A 26,631-nucleotide genomic window follows, 5' to 3' on the forward strand; every position below is an offset into this window, starting at 1 on the left:
CGCACTTGAAACCGCCCCCTGTATCGTCGTATTGGATTGCTGCGCAAGTTCATCAAGCATCGCCGATGTCATTCGGTGCATTCGCCAGCCTCGCACTCTCTGTCTCATTTATTTAAACGCATCGTTACTCACCTCGGGCAGAAAGCCAGAAAATCGCCCATGGTATCTGTTCGATGCTGCTATCGGCTTGAACGTGAAGCCCGAAAACGTAAACTGAACGTTCGGATAAGTGCCGGTGCGTTTCCCATCCTTGCAATACACGATCCTCGACCCCTCCAGACGCGAGCGGTGGCTGACTGCTCCGCTCGAAGCTGCGGAAGGAACGAGCGCCTGGCTCTGGTAGTTCGGCCGAAATTTGCAGGTCTGGAACAGCGACTCGGCGTAAGGGTTGTCATTGCTCACGCGCGGCCGGCTGAACGAAGCGATCACCCCCAGGCTTTCCAGGGGTGGCCATCATCGACGCGGCCTTCATTGGACTGCCGTTACGTTGCTTTCAGGAAATTCAGTCAGCATGCACCTCAACATAACCAAAACCGATCCCTATTGACAGGCGGAGTCATATCCACTTTGTCTGGACCTGCGTAGATTCTCGACTTTATCGTGCGAAAAGATGCGCATACAACACCGGGCTGGTCGCCAGAGGTGACGTGAGGATGTGGATCGACAGGACACTCACAGACAATTGCCTGTGGGCACGCAAGATTGGCCCCCAGGGCGACCGAGGGGCGATTCGCGTGGGCGTGCTCAATCGCGTGACGGCGCTCGCCCGCCCTTATTCCGTCCGTATCGCATGAATTCAAGCTCACAGCGGGACCTTTGTCTTCAAGCTCGATTATGCAACAAAGCCTATTCCGACATCACATGGCGGCGCGAACTTTTAGCTGCTATGGCGAAATCATGTGAAGACGATTTCAGGAATTTTCAGAATTAATCTCAGACGGAGGTGCCATGATAGCTTACACAGAAGAATTCCCAAGAGAGGGAAATGAGATACCTACATCTGGTGGTTGAGTTCGCCAATCGCGCGGAACTCAAACGCGTCCATGGAGATGCGTTGCTTCGGACAGTAGAGGAGGCGACGCTGTGGCATACACAGAGCATCTGCGCTGATCTTGGCATGGCCGCGATACTATCGAGAGGCGAAATCCGGATTCAAGCGTTGCCGCGCATCCTTCAGTATGAGAGGACGTATCCGGATCACCTCCACTACCAGGATCTCGAAGAGGTCATGGCAAGACTTTGCGGGCGACTAGCCTGCACGCGGGATGCCGCCTCCATGGCGTCGCTGCATGCAGCGGTAGTTGGCGCCCCAGTTCTAGGTGGTGCGTTGGAGCCGGTCTGCCCCAAAACGTCGATGGCCTTTACGCCTTCACCCGTCAATGCACCGAGTGTCGAGTGGGCCCTGTCAGCCATCATGAACGACGCGGCTTCGTTCCTTTTCCAACCGGTGATTGACAGTACTGAGGGCACAAAGATCCACTATCAGGAAGCACTCGTGCGAATTCCTTCTGCCGATGGCGGCCGTGTGATGAGTCCCCAGGAATTCGTGCCTTTCCTGGAGCAATCGCATCTCGTGCGCATCCTCGATCGCTATGCCGTCAAGCGCGTTATTGGGATGCTGAAGTTGGATCCAATGATTACGCTTGGCGTGAACATCTCCGCGAAGAGTGCGGTCGAGGACCTTTGGTGGGCATCGACAATGCTGGAACTCACGGCCCGTCCCGACATTGCGAAGCGCCTCGTTCTGGAAATTACTGAAGTATCGCCGAGCGTCCGGGGCAGTGCCCAAGCTTTCGCCCGGCACATCCAAGGACTCGGATGTCGAATTGCCATCGACGATTTCGGCGCAGGCTACAGCATCGAGACCGCGATCGAGATCGGCAAGGCAGACCTGATCAAGCTGGACAAAAAGTTCATCGCGAACGCCAGAAATCGTGCGAACGCGGGTCAACTGCAAAGCGCCGTCAACTTTGCAAAGACTCTTGCAAGGGATATTGTTATAGAGGGTGTCGAAGATGAGTTGGCCCTACAGTGCGCCCGGAGCACGGGGGCGCGATGCGTTCAAGGCTATTACCTGGCGATGCCGTCGCCGCTGCCGGTTGATTGTCCCGTATGATCCGGGGTGACTCGCGGGCTGGCAGTCCTTCATACCAGGCGCGCAACGCGGCCAGCGAGACGGCATCGGGAAATCCCGCCGGATCGGCCGGTGGCGACGCGAGGATGGAGGTCTGGCGCGTAATGCACACCAGTTTGGCTGACGCATGATGCTATTGCCATATGGATACTTATCGTAATAGCACCGAAGTACGTTACACCCAGGCCGCAGATGTCGCTACCGGGTGCGGCGCCGGGTCGCTCGTTTGCCCTCCTGCGCCAACGCGGCCAGCTCGCGGCGCTCCTCCTGCACAAAGGCGTCGTTAAGATGGCCGGTCATCCAGGCCGGCTGGGGCGTCGCGGGTGGCACGCGAATGCGCCAGGCCGCCAGCAGCGCTTCAAAGCAGACCTTACGCGGCTTGCCTGGCCGTACCGACGCTGGGTGCGGTGCACCTAGCGAGACGTCGGCCAGCTCGTAGCGCACCGCTCGGGGCTCGGTGCCGGCGCTGCGCCGAATCCGGCCCGCCGCTCGCAAGGCCTTGAGCGCGCGGTCGGCATCGTGGCCGCTCAGCAGGCCTTGCTCCAACACGTCCTGCCGATTCAACGCCTGGCCCTGGCGCAGGGCGGTCACGAAGATCTCCGCGCATTCTTGCGCGGTACGTTCAGGCTTCATGCTACGTAAGGTGATCCCAATGGTGTTGAGGATGGCCTATTGGCCGTCGCCGCCCGCGCATAACGCGGCACCTGCCAGGCGGGTGAATCCCCGGCAGCTGTTGCAGCGGAATTGTCGCGTGCGTTGTGCATAGGGTAGAAGCGTGTGATTGGAGCGTAGCCGTGATACGCCATTTCCCGCTCCTCGCGGCAATGCGGACAGTACAGGACTGGCGCAGGTGGCTTGACCCCGAGCTTGACCAACTGCTCGTAGGCCCCGCTTGGGTCCAGCTGCAGCAGCCACAGACGGCATTTCTCAACCCAGGGTGACGCCGTTTGCTCGCTCAACGAGAGTTCGCGAATCGCATCAGGCAGCGGGCGCTGCTGCGAGAGCAGCCGGACGAACGCCGACAGGCCATCCTTGCGTGTCAGGCGCGCCGGCGGCGTGCCAACGAGCCGCGTGAAGTGGCGCCCGCAGCTGTGGCAACCGAACTGCGGCGCGGCGCCGCCTGGCGGCCGGGCCGCAGTCAGTCTGGTGTGGGTGCCCGCGCAATGCGGGCAGACCGGCGGCGTGACGTCCTGGCTAAAGACTTGCGCAATGATCGACTCCAGGAACAGGGGCAGCCTGGGGTCTTCTGTCAACACGCATTGGAGCTTGGGTAACGCCATGAAGCGGTTGGGCTTGCAATGGGCGCGGATCTTTGCGGCCCCGCACTGCGGACAACGCTCCGGGAGGGGCTCATGCCGCGACGACAGATGCTCATCCAGTAGCCGCTCAAGGTATGCGGTCAGCGCGGTGTCCTCGCTGTCCGGATAGTCGTGGTGAGCGGCGCACAGGAACTGCGTCGCGTCGAACTGCCGGCGTTGCGGCGAGGCGGGTCGGGGGGATTTCTGTGCAAGGGATCGCGACATGGGATCAGGCCTGGCTTGCGCATTGACGTGACTCTGGCATTCTGCAGGATTTCATTATCGACTGCGGGCCGGTCCATCGCCGCCCCGCGGTGGTGGACGCCGCTTGCAGGCACTCTGGGGCTTGGTTGGTGGCGTGCCAGCGGCGCGACCCGGTGGGGCTCGCGTGGTGGATGGCTAACTCGGGGCACCAGGTCCGGCGCCGCAGTGGCCTTGGCGGCAGCGGATGTGGGCCGGCGAGCCGGACGCGTCGGCAACTCACCAGCGTTCGACGCCATCGTCAGTCCGGCCCAGACAAGAGCCAGCCCAACGATCGACAGCACCGCCGGCAATGCTGTGGACTGACGCAAATGCGCGTCAGTCCAACTGGCGGCTCGCCACTCCCAGGCCGCATAGAGCCCGAGCAGCAGCACGCCGAGACCGACCCACCATGGCGCGCTGTGCACGGGGATCTCCAGATCAATGCCGAGCATGCCAAAGTCCTCCCGCCTCATCGCCTGCGAGTCATCTCACAGAGCGCCTGGCGTTCGGTGAGGTTGTTGGCCACATTACCCCGGCTCGGCCGGCGGCTCATGTAATGCAGGAGCGTGGCTGCCAGCGGCGTGCGGGAACAATTCGAAGTCATCATGGCACCTCGGAATCAGAGGATCAGAATGGGCAGAACTGGTCTGCCGCCGCCCGCGGAGACACTTCGGATGGCGCCGCACGCTGATGGAGACGCAGACATGGACAATGGCGCATTCGACAGGAAAGATCATCGCGCCATTGGCAATCAACCAGAGGATCGCCGCCGCACCGCTTTCGACGACCACGGCAGGTACCTGCCGTTTGAATGCCATAGCTAATGGGAACCGGCCGCGTGCACCGACCCTGCTCCGCCGGGTCGGTGCACGCTCAAGGGCACAGGCGACCCGGTTTCACTAGGGCTAGTCCGACTCGTACTTGGGCGAGCGTGGCCCGTACAGAATCCCCGCCGGCTGCCCGGCTGACAGCAGGCGATTGCTGGCAACCCCGGCGACGCTATAGCCGGCGTCAGTCGCGTGGCTGATCGCCTGCGCGATCGCAGCGCCGATCAATGCGCCGACGATGCCACCGCCCGCGTTCCCGGAATTCTGATTGGAGGCGGAGGCCGACCCAGTCCACAATGCATTGCCGGCTTTCAGGTCGACCAGCTTGGCGTTGGCGACAACCGTCGTGGTGCTGTTGATCACCTGGTACTTGGACCCATACTGCGTCACCGTGATATATAGCGCAGCGTCCGCGCCGAAGATGTCGCGCAGCTTGCCCGGCGCCACGGCGTGAATGTCAGCAGGTGTGGTCAGGCCGTTCTGACGGAAGGTTTCATCCACCAGCGCCACGGGCAGTACGTAGTAGCCAGATTCGGCCAGCGGGTACGTCGCTTGGGACAGCATCGCGTAGGTAGCCTTGATGTCCGGCGATTCGTTCAGCGGCGGCAGCACGACAATCGAGCGAGGTCGGCTGGCCTTGAACGCGGCGTAATCCACTTGCTTGTTCTGCGCGGCGCAGCCGGCAAACAGCATGACCGTACCCAGGGTGGCGACATAAGTTAGAAGTTGGCGCATCATTTCTTGCCCCCTGCGGTGTTGCCCGCCTGGTCTGCGGCCTTGGTGTCAGGCTTGATCTCGGTTCGGGGAACAGTCTTGACGTTCCTGAGCAGGAAGTCCATGTAAGGTGTGGCTTCCGGGAAGAGGGTCTTCTCGGTCTGGAACTCCTTGATCATCTGTTCACCCTTGCCGCTATTCAGGTACAGCATGCCGAGTTGGGCATGATAGCCCGGTGGCGCCGAGCCACCTTGTGCCTTGATCTTCTCGAGGCCGCTCTCGAGCACGGTGATCTGCGCCTCTTTCGACTCGCCTTTGAAGTACTCGTAAACCTGTGTCTGATAGCCCTCCCACTGATACATGGGCTTGGGACCTGCGCAGCCGGCGAGCAGGAGGCTGCCGGCCGCGGACAGGAATCCTGCTCTACGCAGCGTGACCTTAGTCGTCATCGTTCTTGTCGTTGGGTTGAGGAAAGGAATCATTGCTGGCCCGGCTTCCAGGCGCCAGTGTCGATGGCTTTGACCAGGTTGTTCACTGCCTCGCGCATGGCCAGGTCCATCACCTTGCCATTGAGCGTCGAGTCATAGCTTGCTGTGCCACCGAAACCGATCACCTCCCGGTTCGACAATTTGTACTCGCCGGCGCCCTGGGTCGAGTACACGACCTCCGAGCTGTTGATATTCACGATGTTCAGGTTGACCTTCGCGTACGCCACCTGCTCTCGGCCGCGGCCAAGAATGCCGAACAGCTGCACATCGCCGACTTCCTTGCGACCGAACTCGGTGATGTCGCCCGTTACCACATAGTCTGCGCCCTTCAGGCGCTGGGCCTGGTTCTTGATGGTCGCCTCGCGCTTGATTTCGTCCAGGTTTTCACGCTCAAGGACATTGAAGCGGTTGGTCTGCTGGAGGTGCCTGACCAGGCTGGTCTTGGCCTGGCCGCTCAAGCGGTCGATACCGTCCGAGAACACGCCGCGCATGTAGTTCGAGCGGTTGTCGAATTTGCCGACGGCGATGGGTGTACGCACACCGTTATATGGCCGGCTGGCACTTTCCACCTTCTGCACCGGTAGGGCAGTCGACGTCTCGGTAGCGCACCCGGCCAGCCCAAAGGCCGCAGCCAGGCCGAGCAGGTAGCCAATCCTCATCCTCTTCATTCGATTTCTCCTTGCGTTGGGGGAACGGGACATCCCGGACCGATTCGCTCTCGTTGGACCGGGCGGGCCTGATCCGCCAGGTAACTTCAGTACTGATAGACCACCTGCAGTCCGCCTGTCACGGCGGCGTCAACAGTCGCCCGAGGCTCACATCGTCCTGCGCACCGAACTCGCTCACCCCCTGCCGGTAGGTCAGCGTGCCGTCAAACTGAGCGGTGCCGAAGTAGTGGCGGTCAGTAATGCCCACCTCGACGATCGTGTTGTTGCGGCGCTGCTGCACGACCTCGGTGTCCTCGATGAAACTCTTGCCGAAGCGCCGCGTAAGACGGAACTGCATGCCGAACACGTCGTTCTGGCTGCGGCTGAGCACCCGGTGCAGCTTCAGGTCGGCGGTTCGGATCCGCCGCTGGAAACGAACGTCTGGTTTACCCCGGCGATCTGCTGGAAATAGTGGTTCGAGTAGGCCGACAGGGTCGCCTTCCAGTAACCCCACGGCACCGAGTAGTAGCCATTCCAGCCACGCGTACCCTGCTCCTTGTTGGCAAAGCCAGGTCCTGGCTATAGCCGACGTTGAACAGATCGTTCAGACCCAGCGGGTTGTCGATGCCCACGCTCAGGTTCCCTTGCCACTTGCCCGTGGCGCGCGTGCCCGAATTGTCCACCGAGGCCACCACGGTCCAGCGCTTGCTCCGCCTGACCGAGATCACCACATCACTCTGCCCCGGCATGCTGGTCGCCACAATCTGCATGCCCACATCGTGGCTTGCCACGCGCTTCATCTGCTCCAGCGCCTGCTCGAGGTCGCGCAGTTTCCGCAGGTCGCCGGAGCGGCCCGGGAAGGCTGACTTCCAGGTGCCTCACAGGTCAGGTTCGGCGAATCGCAGTTTGCCGATCACACCGGGAATCAGCGCCAGGCGCAGCGTGCCGGTGCTCAGCGCCAGCTCGGGCATCAGCACTCGCGAAGTGACATAGCCACGATTCAGAATCGCTGCGACACGCTCTTGGCGAACAGATCCACCCCTTGCTTGCCGACACACGCGCCCCGGTGGCGGTCAAGCCACACACGGGCAAGGGCGAATGGGTCTTGCGGCAAGGGCGAAGCGCCCCGTGCCTTGGCGGCCTCCGGCAAATCGGTCGGACAGGACGAACCGCTCGATGCGAAAGCATGGGGCCTCCGTGGGCAGCGCCGGGAATCCACCGGCCCGACTTCCGCGGCGCGCGCGGCCGAAGCCCGCACCGTTTAGGCACCTTCGCGCCCTTCCTGCTGCTGGCGGGTGCGCTGGTCCTGTTCGGTATTGGAGAGCACCGCAGCCTGGGCAAGGCGAAGAACTGACCTAAGCGCGAAGGGAGTCTGAAGCCACGCGCATGCCGGCGATATCGGCCGCATGGTAGCGAACCAGATTTCTGTTCTCATTCAATACTTGGGAGAACCGACCCGCTAGAATGACTAGCTGGTGGGCGTGGCGAGCAATCTGCCTCGTATCAGCGAGGCATGGTGGCGAACCAATTTTGGTTTTCATTCGGTCACCGCAGTTTCAATGTTCCGCTGCTAAATGGACCAATCCGGATCAATAACAAAGGCCCTGGAAAAACTTGACACATGAGTCGCAATCGCTCGATTCTTTACGAGGAACCATCATTTCTTGGATTCTCCCCATCCTCCTTGTAGGTTCTCTTTGTCTTGCGCCATTCAGACTCCTCAAATGGCCGATACCCCGCAAGGGATTCGCTGTTCAACGAGGTCTTCGTATGACGCTGCCAACGGCTTTAGCTTTGGTTTTTTACAAAGAGCGAGAAACCACCCAGCTACGCCACGCTTTTCGCTCATTTCGCGCCATTTCAGGCGCGCTTTGCGCGCTCAAGACGGATTGCTCCCCTGAGAGGCCAACAACAGCTTCCTGGGGAGCACCAGATTCGCCAGACCAAACAGGCTGAACAACTGCGCCGTGTTCTTGACCAGGCCCTTGTAGCAAACCTGAGATGACCGAAGAGATTCTTAATGACGTGGAACGGATGCTCGACCCGTTCCCGGATCTGGGTCTTGGCCCGTTCGACGGCGATCAGCAAACGTGACAGTGCCCCGCGGCGGCCACGTGGGTCTGAACCTTTATCAAGCTGATAATCCGATTGCAGGGCCATCGCATGAAATCACGGCAGGAGGCCGCCTTGGCCATGCAGGCGATCAGGCGCCATCGGAGAACGGCTCGCGCGCGTCCTGGACACTACGTGCGCCATCAGTGAACGGGTCACGGGCATCCTGGACACCGCGTGCACCATCGGTGAACGGGTCACGGGCATCCGGGACAGCGCGTGCACCATCGGTGAACGGATCCGCCTTGCCCATCTTGGCGCCGTCGGTGTACGGGTCAACCTGGCCGACCGGCGTGGCAGCGTGGACGACCGTGCCGGCCAGCGAAAGGCCGATGGCGAAAAGTGCATAAACAGCGAGGTTACGGCTTTGGGCCAGGGTCTTCATGAAGTAATGTCCTTTTCAAGTTGTGCGGGCGCCGCCGCGTTATCTTTAGTGTAGGACCGCGGCGGCCACGTGGATCTGAACCTTTCTCAAGCTGATAATCCGATCGCAGGGCCAACGTGACAGTGCCGCATCATCACCACACCAAATGATGTCGGGACGGCTCTGTCGCTGTAAGGGAGCGAAGACGAGAAGACTCCTGAGGGGAAAACTGACTTATGCTGCCAGGGAATAGAATTGCTCTGCAGCCGACGGATTGCTCCCTTCGTGGCACTGCATTTGGCCTTTGGCGATCATATGCATGAGCTCAATGCCGCCCAGCAAGATGCGGGCGCAGCGGAAGTCCTTGAAGCCAAGCATGGGTCGAGTCTGGCGCTTGATGGCCCGATGGTCCTGCTCGACGGCGTTGTTCAGGTACTTGACCTGGCAAATGGCGATGGGCGTTTCCCGTTCGGCGTTGAGGTCGTGCAGCGCCGCCAGGTTGGCCGGGCTGCCGTCGATGGTCACCGTGTCAGGCTGGCCGTGCTGCGCGATGGCCTTCTCGAAAAACCGCCGTGCTGCGGCCTTGTCACGCTGGGCGCGCAGCAGGAAGTCGATGGTATGGCCCGCCTTGTCGACCGCCCGGTACAGGTATTTCCACTGACCGCGTACCTGGATGTAGGTCTCGTCCATGCGCCAGCTCTTGCCCACCGGTCGCTTGTGCCGGCGGAAGATCTTGTTCAACGCTGGCAGCAATTTGAGCGCCCAGCGGTGCACGGTCGAATGGTCAACCGAGATGCCACGCTCGGCCATCATCTCCTCGAGATGACGTAGGCTCAGCGGATAGGCGACATACCAGCGCACGCAGGTCAGCATCACCTCCAGCGGATAGTGCAGGCGCTTCAATACCTTCGCAATCGCCGCGTTCATCACCACTGCCAACCTTGCTTGAGTTCGATACCGGCTCATTCTACCGGAGGCTTATTGCGACAAAACCGCCTTGTCTTGCTAGCGACAAGTGACAGTGCCAAGATGACCGCTTTGTCATGTCGGTGTCACGGCTCGGTAGGGTACCGCTTTCTACACTGTGTTGGAAGGCTCATGGAGCCAATCATCGAATCATCAAGGAGAAGAAAAATGCGTACATTGAAGAGAACCGCTCTTGTAGCACTGACTATTGCAACGCTCGGCGGCGTGGCCGGCATGGCAAACGCCGGCGTGACCTCGCAGCGCGATTCCTTCACTGATGGCGCTCATGCGATGGGTACGCGCGACCCGTTCAGTGACGGCAGCCACGCCGTTGGAACGCGCGACACCTTTACGGACGGCGCCTGATCCACGCCTCTCACTGCAGGCGCAGCCATCCAGGTACGGACGTCTTGCAGGATCCGACCGTGGGCCGCGAAAAGAGCGGCCCACGGGACACGACTGCTTCGGCGGCGGTGTCGTCTTCCCTGATACGAAGCACAAGGCCGTAGCTCGGCTTGCGGCGGTCCCGTGCTCAACACTTCGCCATTCCAAAGGTGCCTTCTCATTGGCGGCCACCCCATACTGGACCCAAGCGCGGTTAGCCTTGCGTGAACAATCGCGCCAAGAACAGCCACCAGCCGACCCGTGAACGCGAGCGGCGCATGCGTGGATTCCGCGACCCGAAGCGCACCCAGGCGTTCCTGTCGAACTTCGGCCCGATCCGGCAGCACTTCGCGCTGAAACGGCATCTGTTGCGTGCTTCGCTCGAAACGCCCATCGCCATTCGCCAGGTCAAGTATCTGAACAACATCGTCGAGCAGGAGCATCGGGCCATCAAGCGCCAGACTCGACCAATGCTTGGCTTCAAGGACTTCCGCTGCGCCCGCATCTTGCTGGGCGGCATTGAGCTCATGCATATGATCGCCAAAGGCCATTGACAGGTCGCCAAGCTCGAAACCATATCCGGAAGACTCCGCCAGGCGCCGCAGGTCTGCCTGCAGGGAAGCCTGGTCGTGCCTTCGCGCCCAGAACACAGGCCCGCCAGCCCAGCGAGGAAATCCATAGCCCTGCGCAAGAACGACATCAATGTCACTGGCACGGCTCGCAACGCCCTCTCGCATCAGCAAGGCTGCTTCATTGACCATCGCCAGCAGCGCACGGCGCTGGATCTCTTCCGTGCTCCGCGACCGTCGCGTTAGCCCACGTCGGACCGACGCCCGTTCAATGATGTCCCGCACCACCGCGTCACTGGTCTTCCCGGCCGGCTTGCCAGCGTCATGCAAGTAATAGCCCGCTCCAGCCTTGCGGCCGAACCGCCCCCCCTCGCATAACTGGTCAACAATATCGACATACCGCACACGAGGGTCACGGCTCGCCGCCTGAGCCTTGCGCATGCGCCAGGCGATGTCGAGACCGGCAAGATCGGCCACCGAGAAGGGTCCCTCGCAAAGCCAAAAAATTCCAGAGCGTGATCGACCTCTTCGGGCCAGGCGCCATCTTCCAGCATGTATTCGCATTGGTTGCGATAGGCGTTGTAAATACGGTTACCGATAAAGCCGAAAGCGTTGCCGCACAGGACTGGTGTCTTGCGCAGTCGCTTGCCCATGGCCATAGCCGTTGCCAGGGCGTCCGGTGCGGTATGGGACCCCCGCACTACCTCAAGGAGCTTCATGACGTTGGCCGGGCTGAAGAAGTGAAGCCCCAGCACGTCCTGCGGTCGGTGTGTCACGGCGCCGATCGCATCAACATCCAGATACGACGTGTTGGTCGCCAACACCGCTCCGGACCTGGCGAGCGCATCGATTCTTCGGAAGACTTCCTGCTTGATCGCCAGTTCCTCAAAGACGGCTTCGATGATGACATCTGCCGACGCCAGCAGGCTCCAGTCCAGCGTCGCGGTCAGCCGGGCCAGCCGCGCGGCCCCCTCGGCTTCCGGCATCTTTGCGTCCGCCACGCGGCCCTTGAAGTACGATTGAATGCGCTGTACGCCACGCTCGAGGGCTCATGCATCCTGCTCCAGCAGGAAAACGTCAAGGTCCGCTTCGAGCGCACTGATGGCGATACCGCCGCCCATGGTTCCAGCCCCGATCACTGCCAATGCCTGCACGGCTCGAGGCGCGACCCGAACCTCAGGTGGCAGCTTGACAGCCTCCCGTTCCGCGAAGAACTGGTACCGCAGTGCGACGGCGTCGTCCGACAGCTGCAATTGATCAAAGAACGCCCGCTCGGCAACCATGCCAGCCACTTTGTGCAGCCGCGCCGCGCTCTTGATCGACTCGATCGCCGCACGAACCGCTGGGCGACTCTTCCCCACACGCAACGCAAATTCCTCCGCGGCGGCGACCGCCTCCTCCTCCTCCCGTGGCACAGGCTCGTCGAGCAGATCCCGCCTCTCCCCGTTCAACGCGCGCGCCAGCTCAACGGCGTGGTGCAAGAGATCGGCCTCCACCATTCGGTCAATAAGACCCGCCTTATATGCCTGTTCCGTGGTGATGCGTTCCCCCGTGCAAATCATGCGGATGGCACGCGCCAGCCCGACACGTCGCGGCAGGCGCTGCGTGCCACCTGCTGCGGGCAGAATGCCAAGTGTCACTTCGGGCAAGCCCACTTGCGTGCCAACCATTGCAACCCGTGCATCGCAACCCAGGCCAGCTCGAAGCCACCGCCAAAAGCAAAGCCATGAATGGCCGAAACGACAGGCTTGCTGCACGCACGAATGGCCTCGATTACCTGCGCCATCGACGGGAAGGACAGGGGCTGGTTGAACTCCCGGATATCAGACCCGGCAACAAACGTCGATCCCGCGCCAATGATGACGCCCGCGCGCAGGTCGGGACGCGCCTCCAGTACGGCCACTGCGTCCACCAACCCCTTGCGAACGGCCCAGGATCCGGCATTAACCGGTGGGTTGGCAATCTCCATTACCCAGACATCGCCGTGACACACAATGCCGTAGTTGTACAAAGTCGCATCGCTAGTTCCACGCTGCTGCCGCATCCATTGGCAGAATGCGGAGAACTGAACGGATTTCAGATCAGCCGCAAGGGCGGCAAGCCCAATTGGGTGGGGGCTGATTCTACCTTGGTGCATCAGGAACATACGCGCACCACACAACGAGACAACTGCGCGCCGATTGCCGAAGCCTTGGCATTGGCATCGGCTCAAATGCTCGGCGAAGCGATCAAGAGCCAATTCATCAAGTTCAAGGGGCGTTATACCTTCTCCGCCCGACCAATACAAGAAATGCGATGCCGCAGTGATATGGGTACAGACGGAAATCTTTGCGTAGCCGCGTTGCTGTAGGTACTGCGAATAACCTTCAAGCAGCGAGTTACCGGGACGAGAGAGAAGCCGTTGAACGTGCGATGGTGATTTGAAGTACTGACTCAGCATGACGTCCTCCTTGAGTGGATGTCTCCGGTCGAGTGGCCAGAAGGACGTCAACATTATGCGGAGCAACGCTGGATAGGTGGCACTCGAAATGCCTTAAGATCCGGTCCACCTACGTCGATTTCGCCGAGCTACTAAGCATTAAAATTCACACCGCATTTGAGTTGTAACGCGGTGCACCGCGTTACAACTCGGTCGAATCAGCGACGCACAGCACCACCGGAAACTGCGCGACTCTTTCCGCCGTGCGCTCCCAATGCGGCTGCATCACGTCCCGCCAATCGATCTGCTCATTGCCGAGAAACCGATACGCCGCAATGGTTTGCGACCAGTCATCGCACGCACCGGGAATGCTCGCCGTAGGCAGGGCCGCAAACCGCTTGAGCAATTCCTTGGCCCGCCGATCCCGCCGCGGATCGCCAAGATCCAGACTCTCAAATTCCTCGTCCACCCATGCCCCCGACTCGTTGCCCATTGCTGCCCAAAATCCGAGAGTAAACGCGAGTCTGGCGAAGTTAACAACCCCTTACCTCGAAAATTCCGCGGCCTCAGGCTCCATGCCACGCTGCCGAGACGGTCCTACTTCTGTATAAGGGGATGCCCTCAACGGGCGCTTGTTTGAAAAACAGCGTCCGTATCTGCTTTCACTCGGTATCGCTAATTAATGCAATGTGCGCGTCGGGCCGAGACAGCAATGCTCTAGATCACGGCCGCTACCGCACGGACACGGCTCATCCAATCCTTCTGGCGAGCCGCGTTGCAGCCTGGATTTCGGCGCCTGTCTATACGGCTCGAAATAGCGGTAGATCAGCGGGACTGCATGGATCATCAGTCTCAGCAACTCGTCGCGCTTTTCGGCAGGGATGCCTGGAGACCGCATCTTTGGATTCGGGTCGTGTTCGTAATGCAGGATCATGATCGCGGCAATCAGGCCGCAGTGATCCTCGTCATAGAACAGGGGACTCCAGCTTTCCGGGCATGTTTGTACGCCCTGAATGAACCCGTGTGCCCAATCGTTGCCGGGCGCGACACCATCGACACGTTCGATGAGGACCGGCAGATACGCGTCGGCGGACTCCAGTGAGCTTTGCAGATTCGCTGCGATCGCATTCCAGTGACGTATCATCAGCCCAAGGATGGCTGAGGCCTGCTCATCTGTGTCAACCAAATACTTGTCACTCCACACTTTCGGCAAAGACTCGCCCGGGAGCACCTTGTCCGGACCGCAGATCAATGCTGTGAAGTAGCCATCGAGCATTTCGATATTCATGGCTCCGATGGCGTCAAGAAATGTGGCAAGGCGAGCAAGTTCCTCAAGGGTAGGCGGTTGGCTGGATATCTGGTTCATCGAATCGGACTCTACGGTTTTTTCCAGCCATCTCTGGATGCGGTCGCTACTTGTTCGGACGGTGCCAGGGGATGACGTTGCTGTTTTGTCGGACCAACGCTGTCAGGGTTGGCAGCGTGACACCGAAGGATTCATACACGGCCTCTTCAAGAAGGTACTGATATTGGAAGCCGTAAGCTTCGGAGAGCCGGGTGTCGAGTTTCGGGAGATCCGGAAGGTCCACCAGAAGCCTGCAAAGGCGGCTTGACCGGACGGTATCCCGCATGCATTCCCCTTCAGAGAACAACAGACGTGACAAGTCGCCGGTAGACAGGCGCAGCAGCGATGCAAACTCATGCCGCGTCCAGTTCCGACCTGGCTGGAGGAAGACGCGACGGGCGAGCGTGTGGGTCATTGGCTTGCTGGTCTGGTGCGACGAAACTTTCACATCCCCAGCCTGGACCTGGAGGCGTACGCTGGCATTCGCCGAAAGATGCAAGTCGAACCGGGTGAGCGATGGCACGGTTGCAGGGCGGCCAGGCCGCAGTGTTCTTGACGCCGAGCGGTCGTTGCACCACGCTATTTGCCGCTCCAGGTCGACCGAGACCGCATAGGGAAAGGAAAGCTGGCGCAAGACAACTTCCCTATGTGTGTATGCAGAGAGCACCACGCAGCGATTGGGAACGCCGGCAGCCTGGCCGCTCTCCGCGTCGTCTTGACGATTGCAGGAACTGCCTAGCAGCCCCATGCCAGCGCGACTATGCCAGTTCATGGGTTCAGTCTGCGTTGCTGCACAGGTTGGCACGCTTGGCCAGCAAGGCGTTTGCGACGCGCGATGCGCCTTGCCGTCCCAATGCCCCGGATATGAATGCTCCCGCGTCCACGACTGCGTCGAGGTTAACTCCGGTTTCGATACCCAGGCCGTGCAGGAGAAAGAGCAAGTCCTCGGTGGCGACGTTGCCTGTCGCGCCGGCGGCATACGGGCAGCCACCAAGCCCCGCGACGGAGGAATGGAATGCACTGACGCCGACCTCCAGGCTGGCGAGAATGTTCGCGAGTGCCTGGCCATACGTGTCATGGAAATGGCCCGCGAGCCTGTCTAGCCGGAATGCGCTGGCAGCTGCGTCCATGACTTCCTGAACTCGCCCCGGCGTACCCACGCCAATGGTGTCGGCAATGTCGATTTCATCGCAGCCCAGGTCCGCGAAACGGGCCACGACATTCCGCACGGAATCAGGGCGAACCTCTCCCTGGTATGGACAACCCAATGCGCAGGAGACGCTGGCCCGCAGGCGCATGCCCGCTGCCTTGGCCGCGTTGGCCACTGGCTCAAAGCGCTGGATGGACTCCGCGATCGAGCAGTTGATGTTCCGGTGCGAGAAGGCCTCACTGGCAGCGCCGAAAATGACGACTTCATCGGCCCCGGCCAGCATCGCACTTTCGAAACCCTTCATATTTGGCGTGAGGGCGGAGTACGTCGTGCCTCGGACACGGTCGATGCCCTGCATGACTTCGTGCCCGTCTGCCATTTGGGGGACCCATTTTGGCGAGACGAAGGACGCGCTTTCAATCGCGGTCAGCCCGCTGCGTGCAAGGCGGTTGATGAGATCAACCTTGATGCTGGCCGGTATGTACGGCCGTTCATTCTGCAGGCCGTCCCGCGGGCCGACCTCGACCACTTTGACGCGCATGGGAAGGCCGGCTGGGAGGCGTGGGGAAGGGGGGCGTTGCATGGATACGCTCCGTAGTTGAAGCACCCGGACCGCGGTTGCGCTTGCCGATCCGGGCAATGATTCAGGCGACCGCAAGCCAGGAGGGTTTGCGCTTCTCGAGGAAGGCGCGCACACCTTCGCGTCCCTCCGGGCTGGAGCGGACCGTGGCGATCATGTCCGCGGTTTCGTTGATGAGATCGAGGCTAACCGGGCGGCCGGAGATGTTCTGGACCAGGCGCTTGCTTTCGCGCACGGCCGCGGGGCTGTTTGCGGCAAGCGTTCTTGCGATCTCGGCAACCTTCATTTCCAGCGCCTCAGTTGCTACAACTTCGTGCACGAAACCGAGCTGAAGCGCATGCAGCGCATCGAATCGCTCGGCGGTGACGAAGTAGCGGCGCGCCGCCTGCTCGCCCATGGCACGGATCACGTACGGCCCGATGGTGGCGGGTATCAGGCCGATGCGCGCTTCGGACAGGCAGAAGTTTGCGTGATTCGCCGCAACCGCGATGTCGCAGGCGGCGACCAGCCCCATGCCGCCCGCGTACGTGTCACCCTGGACCGCAGCGATGACCGGCTTCTGGCAAGCCCAGATGGCATGAAGCATTCGCGCAAGCTGCCTGGCATCGTCGAAGTTCTCTTCGCGCGAGTAGTCTGCCATCCGCTTCATCCAGTTCAGGTCGGCCCCTGCGCAGAACGCGGTGCCATTGGCTGCCAGGACAACGACGCGAATGTCCTCGGCTTCTGACAGGGCGTTGAATGCGCTGGTCAGCTCGGCGATTAGGGTGTCGTTGAAGGCGTTGCGGACGTCGGGGCGATTCAAGGTGACGCGTGCGAGATGGCCTTCGCGGGCGAGGGAGAGGGTCGTATAGCTCATCGTGATTTCGAGGTCAGGCTGGAGCGTCAGGGCTGAGCTCCGTGACAGACGGAACTCAGCCATCGATCGCTTTAGGCAAGACTAGGGTCAGTGCATTGGCTGGTCCACTCAATTCGCGCGGATCTTGGCCTGCTCCACCAGCTTGCCGAAGCGCACGTATTCGCTGCGCATCTTCTGCATGGTGGCATCGCCATCCAGGTAGCTGGCCTGCACCCCCAGGTTGGCGAACTGGCGCTTCACCTCGGGATCGTCCATCAGCTTGCGCACCGCGTTGCTCAGCACAGTGCGCGCCGCGGGCGGCGTGGCTGCCGGCGCGAACAGGCCTACCCAGGCGATCACGTCGGCCGACGGATAGCCCGCTTCAGTGATGCCGGGCACCTGTGGCAGGTCGGGCAGGCGGCTCGACGACGTAACCGCCAGCGCGCGCAGCTGGCCCGACTTCACGCGTTGTACCGAGCCGATGGCGGTGTCGAAGGCAAACGTGACTTCGCCGGACAGCAGCGCCTGCACGCACTGCGCGCCGCTCTTGTAGGGCACTTCGATGATGTCAGCGCCGGAGACCACCTTGATCGCCTCGCCCGACAGCTGCGCGGTACTGCCCACCCCGAACGATGCGTAGCTGATCTTGCCCGGCGACTTGCGCGCGGCCTGCACCACATCGGCCACCGTCTTGTACGGCGACTGCGGGGCGACGAGGATCAGGTTCGGAAACGACGCCAGCGTGCCGATGGACGCGAAACTGCGCAGCGGGTCGTACTGCACGTTCGACATCACTTGCGGGCTGATGGTGAAGGCCGCATTGGAGCCAAGGAACAGGGTATAGCCATCGGCGTCGGCCCGCGCCACGGAAGCGGCGCCGATGGTGGTGCCGCCGCCGGGGCGGTTTTCCACCACCACCGGCTGGCCCAATGCGGCGTGCAGCTTCGGTCCGAGCATGCGCGCCATCAGGTCGATGGTGCCGCCGGCGGCGTAGGGCACTACCAGCCGGATCGGTCGACTCGGGTAGTCCGCGGCAAGGGCTGAGCCGGCGGCGCCGGCGAAAGTGGCTGCAACAAGGGCAGTGGCGAGCGTCTTAGTGGGTTGCATGGTTGTCTCCTTTCAATGTTCCGTACGGTCAGAACTGTTCACCGCGTGCTGCCTTGTCCTTCAGCAGTTGAGGGGGTGCGAAGCGCTCGCCATAGTGCTCAGCCAGGTACGTGGCGCGTGCCACGGCCTTGTCCAGGCCGTACTGGTTGAGGAACTGGAACACGCCTCCAGTCCAGCGCGGAAAGCCAATGCCAAGCACCGAGCCGATGTCGCCGTCGCCCGCACTGTCGAGCACGCCTTCCTCCAGGATCCGCACCGATTCCAGCGCCATGGAGAAGAGAAGCCGGTCCTGCTTGTCCTGCTGCGGGAACTGCTCGTCGGGACGCAGGAAATGGTGCTCCAGTCCGCTCCAGAACACCTTGCCGCCCTCAGCCGGGTAGTCGTAGAAGCCGCCGCCGGCCGCGCGCCCCTTGCGGCCGAATTCGTCGAGCATGCGCGCCATCACGGCATCTGCCGGGTGCACAGGAAGGGGGCGGCCTTCGGCTGCATGCGCTGCGAGCGTCTCAAGCCTGTTGTTGTAGGAGAGACTCAGGCTGACTTCGTCCAGCACCGCGAGCGGTCCCACGGGAAAACCGGCAAACGCGGCCGCCGCCTCGATTGCGGCCGGGTCTTGGCCTTCACCTAGCATCGCCACGCCCTCGCGCGTGAAGGTGCTGAACACACGGCTGGTGAAGAAGCCCCGGCTGTCGTTGACGACGATCGGGGTCTTGCCGAGCTGCATGACGAAGTCCAGCGCGTGGGCCAGCGTCTCCTTTGACGTGCGCTCGCCCTTGATCACCTCCACCAGCTGCATGCGGTGCACTGGCGAAAAGAAATGCAGGCCGATGAAACGGTCCGGGCGCCCGGACGCCTCGGCCAGGCCCGTGATCGGCAGCGTGGACGTGTTCGATGCCCAGAACGCGTGGTCCGCCAACAACGGCTCCGCGGACCGCGTGATCTCGGCCTTCAGCGCAGGGCTCTCGGGCACGGCTTCGATGATCAGGTCGACGTGTGACAGGTCTTCATAGCGCTCCACCGGGCGGATGCGCTCCACGATCTCACGGCGACGGGCGGCATCGATCTCGCCCTTCTCTTCGCGCTTGGCGAGCAGCTTGTCGGCGGCATCGCGCGCGCCGGCGGCCTGTGCCAGGGTCGCGTCCTTGACCCACACGTCGATGCCGCGCGTAGCGGCCACGTAGGCGATGCCCTTACCCATCATGCCCGCGCCCAGCACGGCCAGCGCGCCAACCTTGCCCTTGGGGATGCCTTGCGGACGCTGCGCGCCCGACTTGATCTCGTTGGCACGGAACCAGAAGGTGCGCAGGATGTTCTTGGATACCTTGCCGGTGACGAGCTGCACGAAGTAGCGCGATTCGATGCGGCTCGCGGTGTCGAAGTCCACCTGCATGCCTTCGACCGAGGCGCACAGGATCGCTTCCGGCGCCGGGTAACAGCCCTTGGTCTTGGCTCGTACCGCGGCAGCGGCGGTGGAGATCCAGCGCTTGGGGCCGTCCGCATCGTTCCAGCCGCCCGGCGGCACGTAGCCCTTGACGTCCCAGGGCTGGGTGCTCGCGGGGTGGCCGATGATCCAGGCGCACGCGGCGTCAAGCAGCGCCTGCTTCGAGTCGGCCAGCGCGTGGACCAGCCCGCTCTTGACGGCCTCGGCAGGGGACATGAGCTTGCTGTCCTGCAGGTAAGGCTGGCTCGCCGCCAGCCCGAGCAGGCGGGTCATGCGTACCACGCCGCCGGCGCCGGGCATCAGGCCCAGCGTGGCTTCGGGCAGGCCGAACTGGACCTTGGGCTTGTCCAGCGCGATGCGATGGTGGCAGGCCAGTGCGATCTCGAAGCCACCGCCCAGCGCGGTGCCATTGAGCGCGGCCACCACCGGCTTGCCCAGTGTTTCGAGCCGGCGCAAGGTATTCTTGCCGAGCTCAGTGGCTTCGAACAGCCGCTGCGCATCGGCGGGCTGCATCTTGTAGAGGCGGTTCAGGTCGCCGCCGGCGAAGAAGGTTTCCTTGGCGGACGTCAGGATGACGCCGGCGATATCGTCCTTCTCCGCTTCCAGGCGGGTCACCATGTCGGCAAAGCACTGCCGCATGGCGTCGGACATGGTGTTGACGCTTTGTTCCGGCGCGTCGAAGGTGAGGGTGACGATGCCGTCGGTGGACTTGTGGTACTGGATCGGGGCTTGCATCTTGGGGTCTCCGGCTGGGCAGGCTGAATGGGCTGCGAGCGTGGTTCTGGATCTCTGGGGGGCTCAGAGGCGTTCGATGACCGTGGCCACGCCCATGCCACCGGCCACGCACAGCGTGGCCACGCCGTAGCGTTGCTGCCGGCGTTCCAGTTCATCGAGCAGGGTGCCGACGATGATCGCGCCGGTAGCGCCGATCGGATGGCCCATGGCGATGGAACCGCCATTGACGTTGATCTTCTGCAGCGGCACCCCGAGTGTCTTGGCAAAATGCAGCGGCACCGCGGCAAAGGCTTCGTTGACCTCGAACAGATCGATCTGGTCGGCACGCAGGCCGGCCTTGGCCAGCGCCTTCTGCGTGGCCGGCACCGGGCCGGTCAGCATCAGCGTGGCCTCCACCGACGCCAGGCCCGTGCCAAGGATGCGCCCGCGCGGACGCAGGCCAAGCTCCTGGCCGATGCGCTCGCTGCCGATCAGCACCAGGCCGGCACCATCGACGATCCCCGAGGAGTTGCCGGCGGTGTGCACGGCATCGATATGGTCGAGTTCCGGATAGCGCTGGCGGGCTACCACGGCGTTGGCCGCGCCGGCCGCGCCGCCAAAGGCCGGCTTGAGCGACGCCAGCGAGGCTGCGGTGGTTTCTTCGCGAATGTATTCGTCATGGTCCAGCACCACCAGCCCGCTGGCATCGCGCACCGGCACCAGCGAGCGCGCAAAATGCCCCTCGCGCCGGGCCGCGGCGGCGAGCGCCTGCGAGCGCAGGGCGTACTCGTCGAGCTGTTCGCGGCAAAAGCCATGCAGCGCGGCGACCATGTCGGCACTGAATCCCTGCGGCACATAAGCGATCTTCAGGCTCGTGGCCGGGTCATAGATCCAGGCACCGCCGGAGGCGCCGAGGCCCAGGCGCGACATCGACTCCACGCCGCCGGCGGCGATCAGGTCGTGCCAGCCCGAGCGGACCTTCTCCGCGGCGATATTGAGCGCTTCCAGGCCCGCGCCGCAGAAGCGCTGCAGCGCCATGCCGGGCACCTGGGTCCAGCCGCCCGGTGCGCACAGCGCGGCGATGCGCGGTAGGCAGGAACCCTGGTCACCGACGGCCGAGCTGATGCCCATGATGAGATCGTCCACGCGCGCCGGGTCAAGGTCGTGGCGCTGGCGCAGCGCCTCCAGTAATGTGACGACAAGATCAATCGGCTTGATTTCATACAGCGCGCCTGCGCCGGGCTTGCCCTTGCCGCGCGGGGTGCGCACGGCATCATAGATGAATGCGTCGGTCATCGTGTCTCCTCAAAAAGTGAGATAAGTGTCTCGAAAAGATTTGCAGCAGTCAAACTTTTTGTTCATAATTCAGAAAAAGGAGAGTCAAAATGAAACCAGAGACTCAAATTCAAGAGATTCAGCAAGGTTCGCAGGTTGAAAGTGGTGGAACCGCCGCAAATAGTGCGCTGGCGCGCGGCATCGGCATCCTCCAGGCCTTCAGTCCCGAGACGCCGGAGCTGAATGCTCGTGACCTCATGGCTGTCACCGGGCTGCCGCGGCCGACCTTGTTCCGCCTGGCCGCCACGCTGTGCGAGGCTGGCCTGCTGCGCTATGACGAGCTGACCGGGCGCTTCCAGCCGGCGCCGGGAATGGCGCGCCTGGCATCGCCGCTGCTAGCGCGGGTGCACATCCGGCAGTTGGCCTTCGGGCCCATGCAAGCACTGGCCGACCGCGTGCGAGGACAGGTTTCGCTGGGGCTGGGCGCCGGGCTCGACCTGGTTTTCATCGAGCTGGCCCAGGCCAAGGAGTGCGAGACGGTGCGTCCGGCGATGGGCAGTCATATCTCGCTGTCGCGCACGGCGAAGGGACGGGCCTACCTTTTGGCACTGCCGCCGGAACAGGGCCAGCGCTATATCGACGCAATGCTCGCCAGCGATCCCGAGCACGGTGCTTGGTTGGCCGATCGCATGTCGGACGCGCGCCGGGATCTGGCTGAACGCGGCTTCTGCATCAGCCAGGGCGACCTGCAGCGCCAGCTCGATACCGTTGCCGTGCCGGTGCGGTCCAACACGCCAGACGAGATCTATGTGTTCGCCTGCACCGTGCCGAGCTTCGAGTTGCAGCCGGGCCAGCTGGTGGATGACGTGGGTCCGCGCCTGGCCACGATGGCGCGCAGCATCGAAGCTGCGATGGGTATTCCTGCCACCACCTACAGCTGACTGGATTCCTGATTGAACTAACGGCGATCGCGCCCTTCAAGGCGTGCCGGACACAGAAGAGAGAGGAGACATGGAGACACTACAGACCGTGGACCGGCTCGCCCACTGGGCACAGGTCCAGCCGAACAGAGCCGCCGTGCGACTCATCGACGGGCAGGCGGCGTTGGCCCTGACCTACGGGGAACTCGACGCGCGCGCCAACCAGGTCGCGCAATGGCTGATCGGTGCCGGCCTGCAGGAGGGCGAGGGCATTGCCCTGCTGATGGAGAACCACCCGGCCATGTTCGCGCTGGCCTGGGGCGCGCGGCGTGCCGGGCTCTACTACACGCCGGTGAGCGTGCACCTGAATCCGGCGGAAGTGGACTACATCCTGCGCGACTGCGGCGCCAGGCTGCTGGTCGCCACGCGCAAGACAGCAGAACTGGCTGCCGAACTGGCAACGGAGGCCGGCGACGGCTGGACCGGCGAAAAATACCTGCTCGACGGCGAAGCGCCAGGCTTCCTGTCCTTTGCCCAGGCGCTTGCCGGCTACGACAGTGGCGCGCCGCTGCCTGAGCGCGCGGTGGGACGCGACTTCCTCTACTCCTCCGGCACCACCGGCAAGCCCAAGGGCATCCGGCGCCCGCTGGCGCCGTTCGCCGACCGCTTCCGCGACGCCTATGATGCCGTGGTCTGGCGCGAATTCTTCGGTTTCGGCCACGACACCGTCTACCTGACCATGGCGCCGCTCTATCACGCGGCGCCGATGCGCAGCGTGATGCGCAATATCGACTGGGGTGGCGAGAACATCGTGTCGAGCCGCTTTGACCCCGAACAGGCCTTGCGGCTGATCGCGCAGTACCGCGTCACGCACAGCCAGTGGGTGCCGACCATGATGATCCGCCTGCTGGCACTGCCCGACGCAGTGCGTGCGCAGGCCGACCTGTCGAGCATGCGCGTGGCGATCCATGCCGCCGCGCCGTGCCCGCCAGACGTCAAGCAGCGCATGATCGACTGGTGGGGCAAGGTCTGGTACGAGTACTACGGCGGCTCCGAGGGCATCGGTCTGACTGGCGTCGACAGCGAGCAGTGGCTGCGCAGGCCGGGAACGGTTGGACCCGCACTGCTGGGCAAGATCCACATCAAGGACGAGGCGGGCCAGCAGGTGCCAGCGGGGCAGCAGGGCCGCATCTGGTTCTCGGGCGCGCCGCGCTTTGCCTACCACAACGATCCGCAGAAAACCGCCGAAGCCTACGATACGCAGGGCTGCGCGACCTTCGGCGATATCGGCCACGTGGATGAGGGCGGCTATCTGTATCTCTCCGGGCGCCGGACTGACCTGATCCTGTCAGGCGGGGTCAACATCTACCCGCAGGAAATCGAGAACCTGCTCGCCACCTACCCCGGCGTGGCGGATGTCGCCGTCATCGGCGTGCCACATCCGGAGTTCGGCGAAGCAGTCAAGGCGGTGGTCGAACTGCAGCCATCACAGCAGCCCACGCCGGAGCTGGCCGCGGCGCTAATGGAGTTCTGCCGTCAGCACATCTCGCACGTCAAATGTCCGCGCAGCGTGGATTTCGTCACGACGCTGCCGCGGTTGGAAAACGGCAAGCTTTACAAGCGGCTGCTCATCAATCAGTACGCAGCCGCGGCGGCAGACTCGGCGGCGGGCAACTGAAGCGTTTCGTCGCACCGATCCAGACCTTCATCATTCCAAGGAGACATCCAATATGCGCACAGCCCTCCGCGAAGATCACGAACAGTTCCGCGATCAGGTTCGCAAATTCGTCCAGCGCGAGATCGCGCCCAACCACCATGAATGGGAAAAGGCCGGCTGCGTGCCCCGCGAGGCCTGGCTCAAGGCCGGCCGCGAAGGCCTGCTGCTGTGCGCCATCCCCGAGCAGTACGGTGGTGGCGGCGGCGACTTCGGGCATTCCATCGTCGTCATCGAGGAACTGATGCGCGTGCTGGCCACTGGCCCTGGCTTTCCGCTGCACTCGGACATCGTCGCGCCCTACATCCTGGCCTACGGCACCGAGGCGCAGAAGGAACGCTGGCTGCCGCCGATGGCGCGCGGCGAAAAGATCGGTGCCATCGCCATGACTGAGCCGGGCATTGGCAGCGACCTGAAATCGCTGCGTACCACCGCGCGGCGCGACGGTGACAGCTATGTCATCAACGGCCAGAAAACATTCATCACCAATGGCTCCAATTCTGACCTGGTGATTGTGGCGTGCAAGACCGATCCCGCCGCCGGCACGCGCGGCATAAGCCTCATCGTGGTGGAAGCCGGCACGCCTGGCTTTACCAAGGGCCCGCTGCTGGAGAAGATCGGCCTGAAGGCGCAGGACACGTCCGAGCTTTTCTTTGACGAGGTGCGCGTGCCGGTCGCGAACCTGCTGGGCGGGGAAGGCAAGGGCTTCAGCTACCTGATGCACCAGCTCGCGCAGGAGCGGCTGATGATCGCGGTGCGCAGCCCGATCGTGATGGAGACCATGCTGGAAGACACCATCGCCTATACCAAGAGCCGCAAGGCCTTTGGGCAGCCAGTGTTCGACCTGCAGAACACACGCTTCAAGCTGGCGGAAATCAAGGCGAAGACCGTGGCCTGCCGCATTTTTGTCGATCACTGCATCGCACTGCATTTCGAGAAGAAGCTCTCGACCGACATGGCGGCCATGGCCAAGCTGTATGCCTCCGAGGCGCAGGGGCAGGCGGTCGATGAACTGCTGCAGTTGCACGGTGGCTACGGCTTCATGCGCGAGTATGGAATCGCGCGTGCCTTCGTGGACAGCCGCGTGCAGCGGATCTATGGCGGCACGTCGGAGATCATGAAGGAAATCATCGGCCGCAGCCTGTGATCTGGCAACACCGGCCGTCGGTTAGGTGGGATCGGCGGCGGCTGTCATTGCAGACGGCTGAGGGCGCGTCACGCCGAAGCTTGTTGGAGGGGGTAAGGAATGCTGTCGGGATTAAAAATTGTGGAGATCTGCGGGATCGGGCCAGGGCCATTCTGTGCCATGCACCTGGCCGATCTCGGCGCAGACGTTATTGCGGTCGAGCGCCCAACAAATACAACGCAAGGCCAATCGGAAGCCGATAGCCAGCTGTTGAACCGTGGCAAGCGCTCGATCGTCGCAGACCTGAAGACCCCGGAGGGCCGCGACATTGTCTTGCGGCTGATCGAGGATGCCGATGTGCTGATCGAGGGCATGCGGCCCGGCGTCATGGAGCGCCTGGGCCTTGGCCCGGATGTGTGCATGGCGCGCAATCCACGGCTGGTCTTCGGCCGCATGACCGGCTGGGGCCAGACCGGGCCCCTGGCCCAGGTTGCGGGGCATGACAACAACTACATCTCGCTATCCGGTGCGCTGCACTACGCCGGCACCGCAGCGGAACCACCTTCGTCCCCCTTCACCGTTATCGGTGACGTCGGCGGTGGCGCGCTCTATCTTGCGGTGGGGATTCTGTCCGGCGTCCTGAATGCGCGCAGAACCGGGAAGGGCACCGTAGTAGACGCGGCGATCGTTGACGGCTCAGCCCATATGCTCCAGTTGCTCCTGGGCGCACGTCGCAAGGGCTTCATCAGCGGTGAGCGGGGTGCCAGCATACATGACAGCTCGCACTTTTATTCAACCTATCGTTGCGCCGACGGTGGCTACATCACCGTTGGCGCTATTGAGCCCCAGTTCTACGCATTGCTCCTGGAGCATCTCGGCCTCGCCGCCGATCCGCGCTACAGCTCGCAGTGGGACCGCCAGCAGTGGCCCGAATTACACAGCCACCTGACCGGGATCTTTGCCAGCAAGACCCGCGCCGAATGGTGTGCGTTGCTGGAAGGTACCGATGTCTGCTTTGCCCCCGTGCTCAGTCCGGATGAGGCAGCCAGACATCCGCACAACGTAGCACGCGGCATTTACTTTGAGGAGGATGGCGAGCTTCAGGCAAGGCCGGCACCGCGCTTCGATGGAAAAGCTGCGGCACCCGGTCCGATTCCAACGCGCGGGCAGCATACCGTGGAGATAGAGAGTGCACTCGATGACCCGGCAAAAGCTCGGCTCTGGCGCTCCTGAAACTGACTCATTTTCCATTTCGGCACGAG

The 26,631-nt window shown here is 62.6% G+C and carries 23 protein-coding genes and 6 pseudogenes; 8 read left to right on the forward strand and 21 right to left on the reverse strand.

From position 1 onward, the window contains the following. Positions 1 to 108 precede the first annotated feature (108 nt). A complete protein-coding gene (locus AC5WJ1_RS28200; RefSeq protein ID WP_494477409.1) occupies positions 109 to 429 on the reverse strand; it encodes a hypothetical protein in 321 nt (106 codons plus the stop codon). Positions 430 to 665: 236 nt separating this feature from the next. On the opposite strand from AC5WJ1_RS28200, the pseudogene AC5WJ1_RS28205 reads away from it, so the two are divergent. Together AC5WJ1_RS28205 and AC5WJ1_RS28210 are read left to right on the forward strand one after the other, a co-directional pair. Continuing rightward, positions 666 to 794: pseudogene (locus tag AC5WJ1_RS28205) on the forward strand (IS5/IS1182 family transposase); the annotation flags it as partial. A 191-nt stretch (positions 795 to 985) separates the two neighbouring features. Further along, positions 986 to 2,116, forward strand: a complete 1,131-nt coding sequence (locus tag AC5WJ1_RS28210) for an EAL domain-containing protein (protein ID WP_494477259.1) — start codon at positions 986 to 988, stop codon at positions 2,114 to 2,116. 216 nt (positions 2,117 to 2,332) lie between these two features. Here the strand turns inward: AC5WJ1_RS28210 and AC5WJ1_RS28215 are convergent, their stop codons facing one another. The 10 genes and pseudogenes from AC5WJ1_RS28215 to AC5WJ1_RS28260 all read right to left on the reverse strand — a co-directional run bounded on the left by AC5WJ1_RS28215 (position 2,333) and on the right by AC5WJ1_RS28260 (position 9,754). After that, entirely contained in the window at positions 2,333 to 2,767 is a 435-nt protein-coding gene (locus AC5WJ1_RS28215; protein ID WP_494477260.1) for a hypothetical protein, read from the reverse strand. Continuing rightward, complete coding sequence (locus tag AC5WJ1_RS28220) at positions 2,764 to 3,657, reverse strand: DUF746 domain-containing protein (protein WP_494477261.1); 894 nt, start codon at positions 3,655 to 3,657, stop codon at positions 2,764 to 2,766. The genes AC5WJ1_RS28215 and AC5WJ1_RS28220 overlap by 4 nt, the downstream gene beginning before the upstream one ends. Before the next feature lie 545 nt (positions 3,658 to 4,202). After that, positions 4,203 to 4,466, reverse strand: a complete 264-nt coding sequence (locus tag AC5WJ1_RS28225) for a hypothetical protein (RefSeq protein ID WP_494477262.1) — start codon at positions 4,464 to 4,466, stop codon at positions 4,203 to 4,205. 114 nt (positions 4,467 to 4,580) lie between these two features. Beyond that, positions 4,581 to 5,240, reverse strand: coding sequence for a DUF799 domain-containing protein (locus AC5WJ1_RS28230; protein ID WP_494477263.1), 660 nt, complete (start codon positions 5,238 to 5,240; stop codon positions 4,581 to 4,583). Beyond that, positions 5,237 to 5,665 (reverse strand): DUF4810 domain-containing protein, encoded by a 429-nt coding sequence (locus AC5WJ1_RS28235; protein WP_494477264.1) that lies wholly within the window; start codon positions 5,663 to 5,665, stop codon positions 5,237 to 5,239. Before AC5WJ1_RS28235 ends, AC5WJ1_RS28230 begins: the two co-directional genes overlap by 4 nt. A gap of 29 nt (positions 5,666 to 5,694) precedes the next feature. Further along, positions 5,695 to 6,372 (reverse strand): CsgG/HfaB family protein, encoded by a 678-nt coding sequence (locus AC5WJ1_RS28240; RefSeq protein WP_494477265.1) that lies wholly within the window; start codon positions 6,370 to 6,372, stop codon positions 5,695 to 5,697. A gap of 151 nt (positions 6,373 to 6,523) precedes the next feature. Then, a pseudogene (locus tag AC5WJ1_RS28245) lies at positions 6,524 to 7,786 on the reverse strand (ShlB/FhaC/HecB family hemolysin secretion/activation protein); the annotation flags it as partial. Positions 7,787 to 8,230: 444 nt separating this feature from the next. Continuing rightward, a pseudogene (locus AC5WJ1_RS28250) lies at positions 8,231 to 8,448 on the reverse strand (transposase); the annotation flags it as partial. A gap of 106 nt (positions 8,449 to 8,554) precedes the next feature. Then, a complete protein-coding gene (locus AC5WJ1_RS28255; protein ID WP_494477266.1) occupies positions 8,555 to 8,848 on the reverse strand; it encodes a hypothetical protein in 294 nt (97 codons plus the stop codon). 213 nt (positions 8,849 to 9,061) lie between these two features. Next, the gene (locus AC5WJ1_RS28260; RefSeq protein ID WP_494477267.1) at positions 9,062 to 9,754 is read right to left on the reverse strand and encodes an IS6 family transposase; all 693 of its coding nucleotides are present in this window, start codon (positions 9,752 to 9,754) and stop codon (positions 9,062 to 9,064) included. Between the two features lie 171 nt (positions 9,755 to 9,925). Here AC5WJ1_RS28260 and AC5WJ1_RS28265 point away from each other — a divergent pair, with 171 nt between their 5' ends. Both AC5WJ1_RS28265 and AC5WJ1_RS28270 read left to right on the forward strand, forming a co-directional pair. Further along, positions 9,926 to 10,159 carry a hypothetical protein gene (locus tag AC5WJ1_RS28265; RefSeq protein WP_494477268.1) on the forward strand — a complete coding sequence of 78 codons (234 nt, stop codon included), beginning with the start codon at positions 9,926 to 9,928 and terminating at the stop codon, positions 10,157 to 10,159. A gap of 392 nt (positions 10,160 to 10,551) precedes the next feature. Further along, positions 10,552 to 10,731 (forward strand): annotated as a pseudogene (locus AC5WJ1_RS28270) (DDE-type integrase/transposase/recombinase); the annotation flags it as partial. Between the two features lie 405 nt (positions 10,732 to 11,136). Here the strand turns inward: AC5WJ1_RS28270 and AC5WJ1_RS28275 are convergent. The 10 genes and pseudogenes from AC5WJ1_RS28275 to AC5WJ1_RS28320 form a co-directional block, all read right to left on the reverse strand. Continuing rightward, positions 11,137 to 11,747: pseudogene (locus AC5WJ1_RS28275) on the reverse strand (3-hydroxyacyl-CoA dehydrogenase family protein); the annotation flags it as partial. 48 nt (positions 11,748 to 11,795) lie between these two features. Then, positions 11,796 to 13,240, reverse strand: a pseudogene (locus AC5WJ1_RS28280) (enoyl-CoA hydratase/isomerase family protein). A gap of 127 nt (positions 13,241 to 13,367) precedes the next feature. Further along, positions 13,368 to 13,658, reverse strand: a complete 291-nt coding sequence (locus AC5WJ1_RS28285) for an IS4/Tn5 family transposase DNA-binding protein (RefSeq protein ID WP_494477269.1) — start codon at positions 13,656 to 13,658, stop codon at positions 13,368 to 13,370. A gap of 186 nt (positions 13,659 to 13,844) precedes the next feature. After that, positions 13,845 to 14,531: a UPF0149 family protein gene (locus tag AC5WJ1_RS28290; protein WP_494477270.1), complete on the reverse strand. Its 687-nt coding sequence runs from the start codon at positions 14,529 to 14,531 to the stop codon at positions 13,845 to 13,847. A gap of 46 nt (positions 14,532 to 14,577) precedes the next feature. Continuing rightward, the gene (locus AC5WJ1_RS28295; RefSeq protein WP_494477271.1) at positions 14,578 to 15,282 is read right to left on the reverse strand and encodes a hypothetical protein; all 705 of its coding nucleotides are present in this window, start codon (positions 15,280 to 15,282) and stop codon (positions 14,578 to 14,580) included. Between the two features lie 4 nt (positions 15,283 to 15,286). Next, positions 15,287 to 16,201 carry a hydroxymethylglutaryl-CoA lyase gene (locus tag AC5WJ1_RS28300; RefSeq protein WP_494477272.1) on the reverse strand — a complete coding sequence of 305 codons (915 nt, stop codon included), beginning with the start codon at positions 16,199 to 16,201 and terminating at the stop codon, positions 15,287 to 15,289. Between the two features lie 103 nt (positions 16,202 to 16,304). After that, positions 16,305 to 17,096, reverse strand: coding sequence for an enoyl-CoA hydratase/isomerase family protein (locus tag AC5WJ1_RS28305; RefSeq protein WP_494477273.1), 792 nt, complete (start codon positions 17,094 to 17,096; stop codon positions 16,305 to 16,307). 108 nt (positions 17,097 to 17,204) lie between these two features. After that, entirely contained in the window at positions 17,205 to 18,182 is a 978-nt protein-coding gene (locus tag AC5WJ1_RS28310; RefSeq protein ID WP_494477274.1) for a Bug family tripartite tricarboxylate transporter substrate binding protein, read from the reverse strand. Positions 18,183 to 18,210: 28 nt separating this feature from the next. After that, the gene (locus AC5WJ1_RS28315; protein WP_494477275.1) at positions 18,211 to 20,355 is read right to left on the reverse strand and encodes a 3-hydroxyacyl-CoA dehydrogenase NAD-binding domain-containing protein; all 2,145 of its coding nucleotides are present in this window, start codon (positions 20,353 to 20,355) and stop codon (positions 18,211 to 18,213) included. Between the two features lie 63 nt (positions 20,356 to 20,418). Next, positions 20,419 to 21,630: an acetyl-CoA C-acetyltransferase gene (locus AC5WJ1_RS28320; RefSeq protein WP_494477276.1), complete on the reverse strand. Its 1,212-nt coding sequence runs from the start codon at positions 21,628 to 21,630 to the stop codon at positions 20,419 to 20,421. An 89-nt stretch (positions 21,631 to 21,719) separates the two neighbouring features. Here AC5WJ1_RS28320 and AC5WJ1_RS28325 point away from each other — a divergent pair, with 89 nt between their 5' ends. The 4 genes from AC5WJ1_RS28325 to AC5WJ1_RS28340 all read left to right on the forward strand — a co-directional run bounded on the left by AC5WJ1_RS28325 (position 21,720) and on the right by AC5WJ1_RS28340 (position 26,602). Then, entirely contained in the window at positions 21,720 to 22,550 is an 831-nt protein-coding gene (locus tag AC5WJ1_RS28325) for an IclR family transcriptional regulator (protein ID WP_494477277.1), read from the forward strand. A gap of 70 nt (positions 22,551 to 22,620) precedes the next feature. Next, positions 22,621 to 24,207, forward strand: a complete 1,587-nt coding sequence (locus AC5WJ1_RS28330; protein ID WP_494477278.1) for an AMP-binding protein — start codon at positions 22,621 to 22,623, stop codon at positions 24,205 to 24,207. 52 nt (positions 24,208 to 24,259) lie between these two features. Then, the gene (locus AC5WJ1_RS28335) at positions 24,260 to 25,390 is read left to right on the forward strand and encodes an acyl-CoA dehydrogenase family protein (RefSeq protein ID WP_494477279.1); all 1,131 of its coding nucleotides are present in this window, start codon (positions 24,260 to 24,262) and stop codon (positions 25,388 to 25,390) included. A 99-nt stretch (positions 25,391 to 25,489) separates the two neighbouring features. After that, positions 25,490 to 26,602 (forward strand): CaiB/BaiF CoA transferase family protein, encoded by a 1,113-nt coding sequence (locus AC5WJ1_RS28340; RefSeq protein ID WP_494477280.1) that lies wholly within the window; start codon positions 25,490 to 25,492, stop codon positions 26,600 to 26,602. Positions 26,603 to 26,631: the final 29 nt, after the last annotated feature.

It is taken from the genome of Cupriavidus sp. MEYA8, assembly GCF_059278825.1.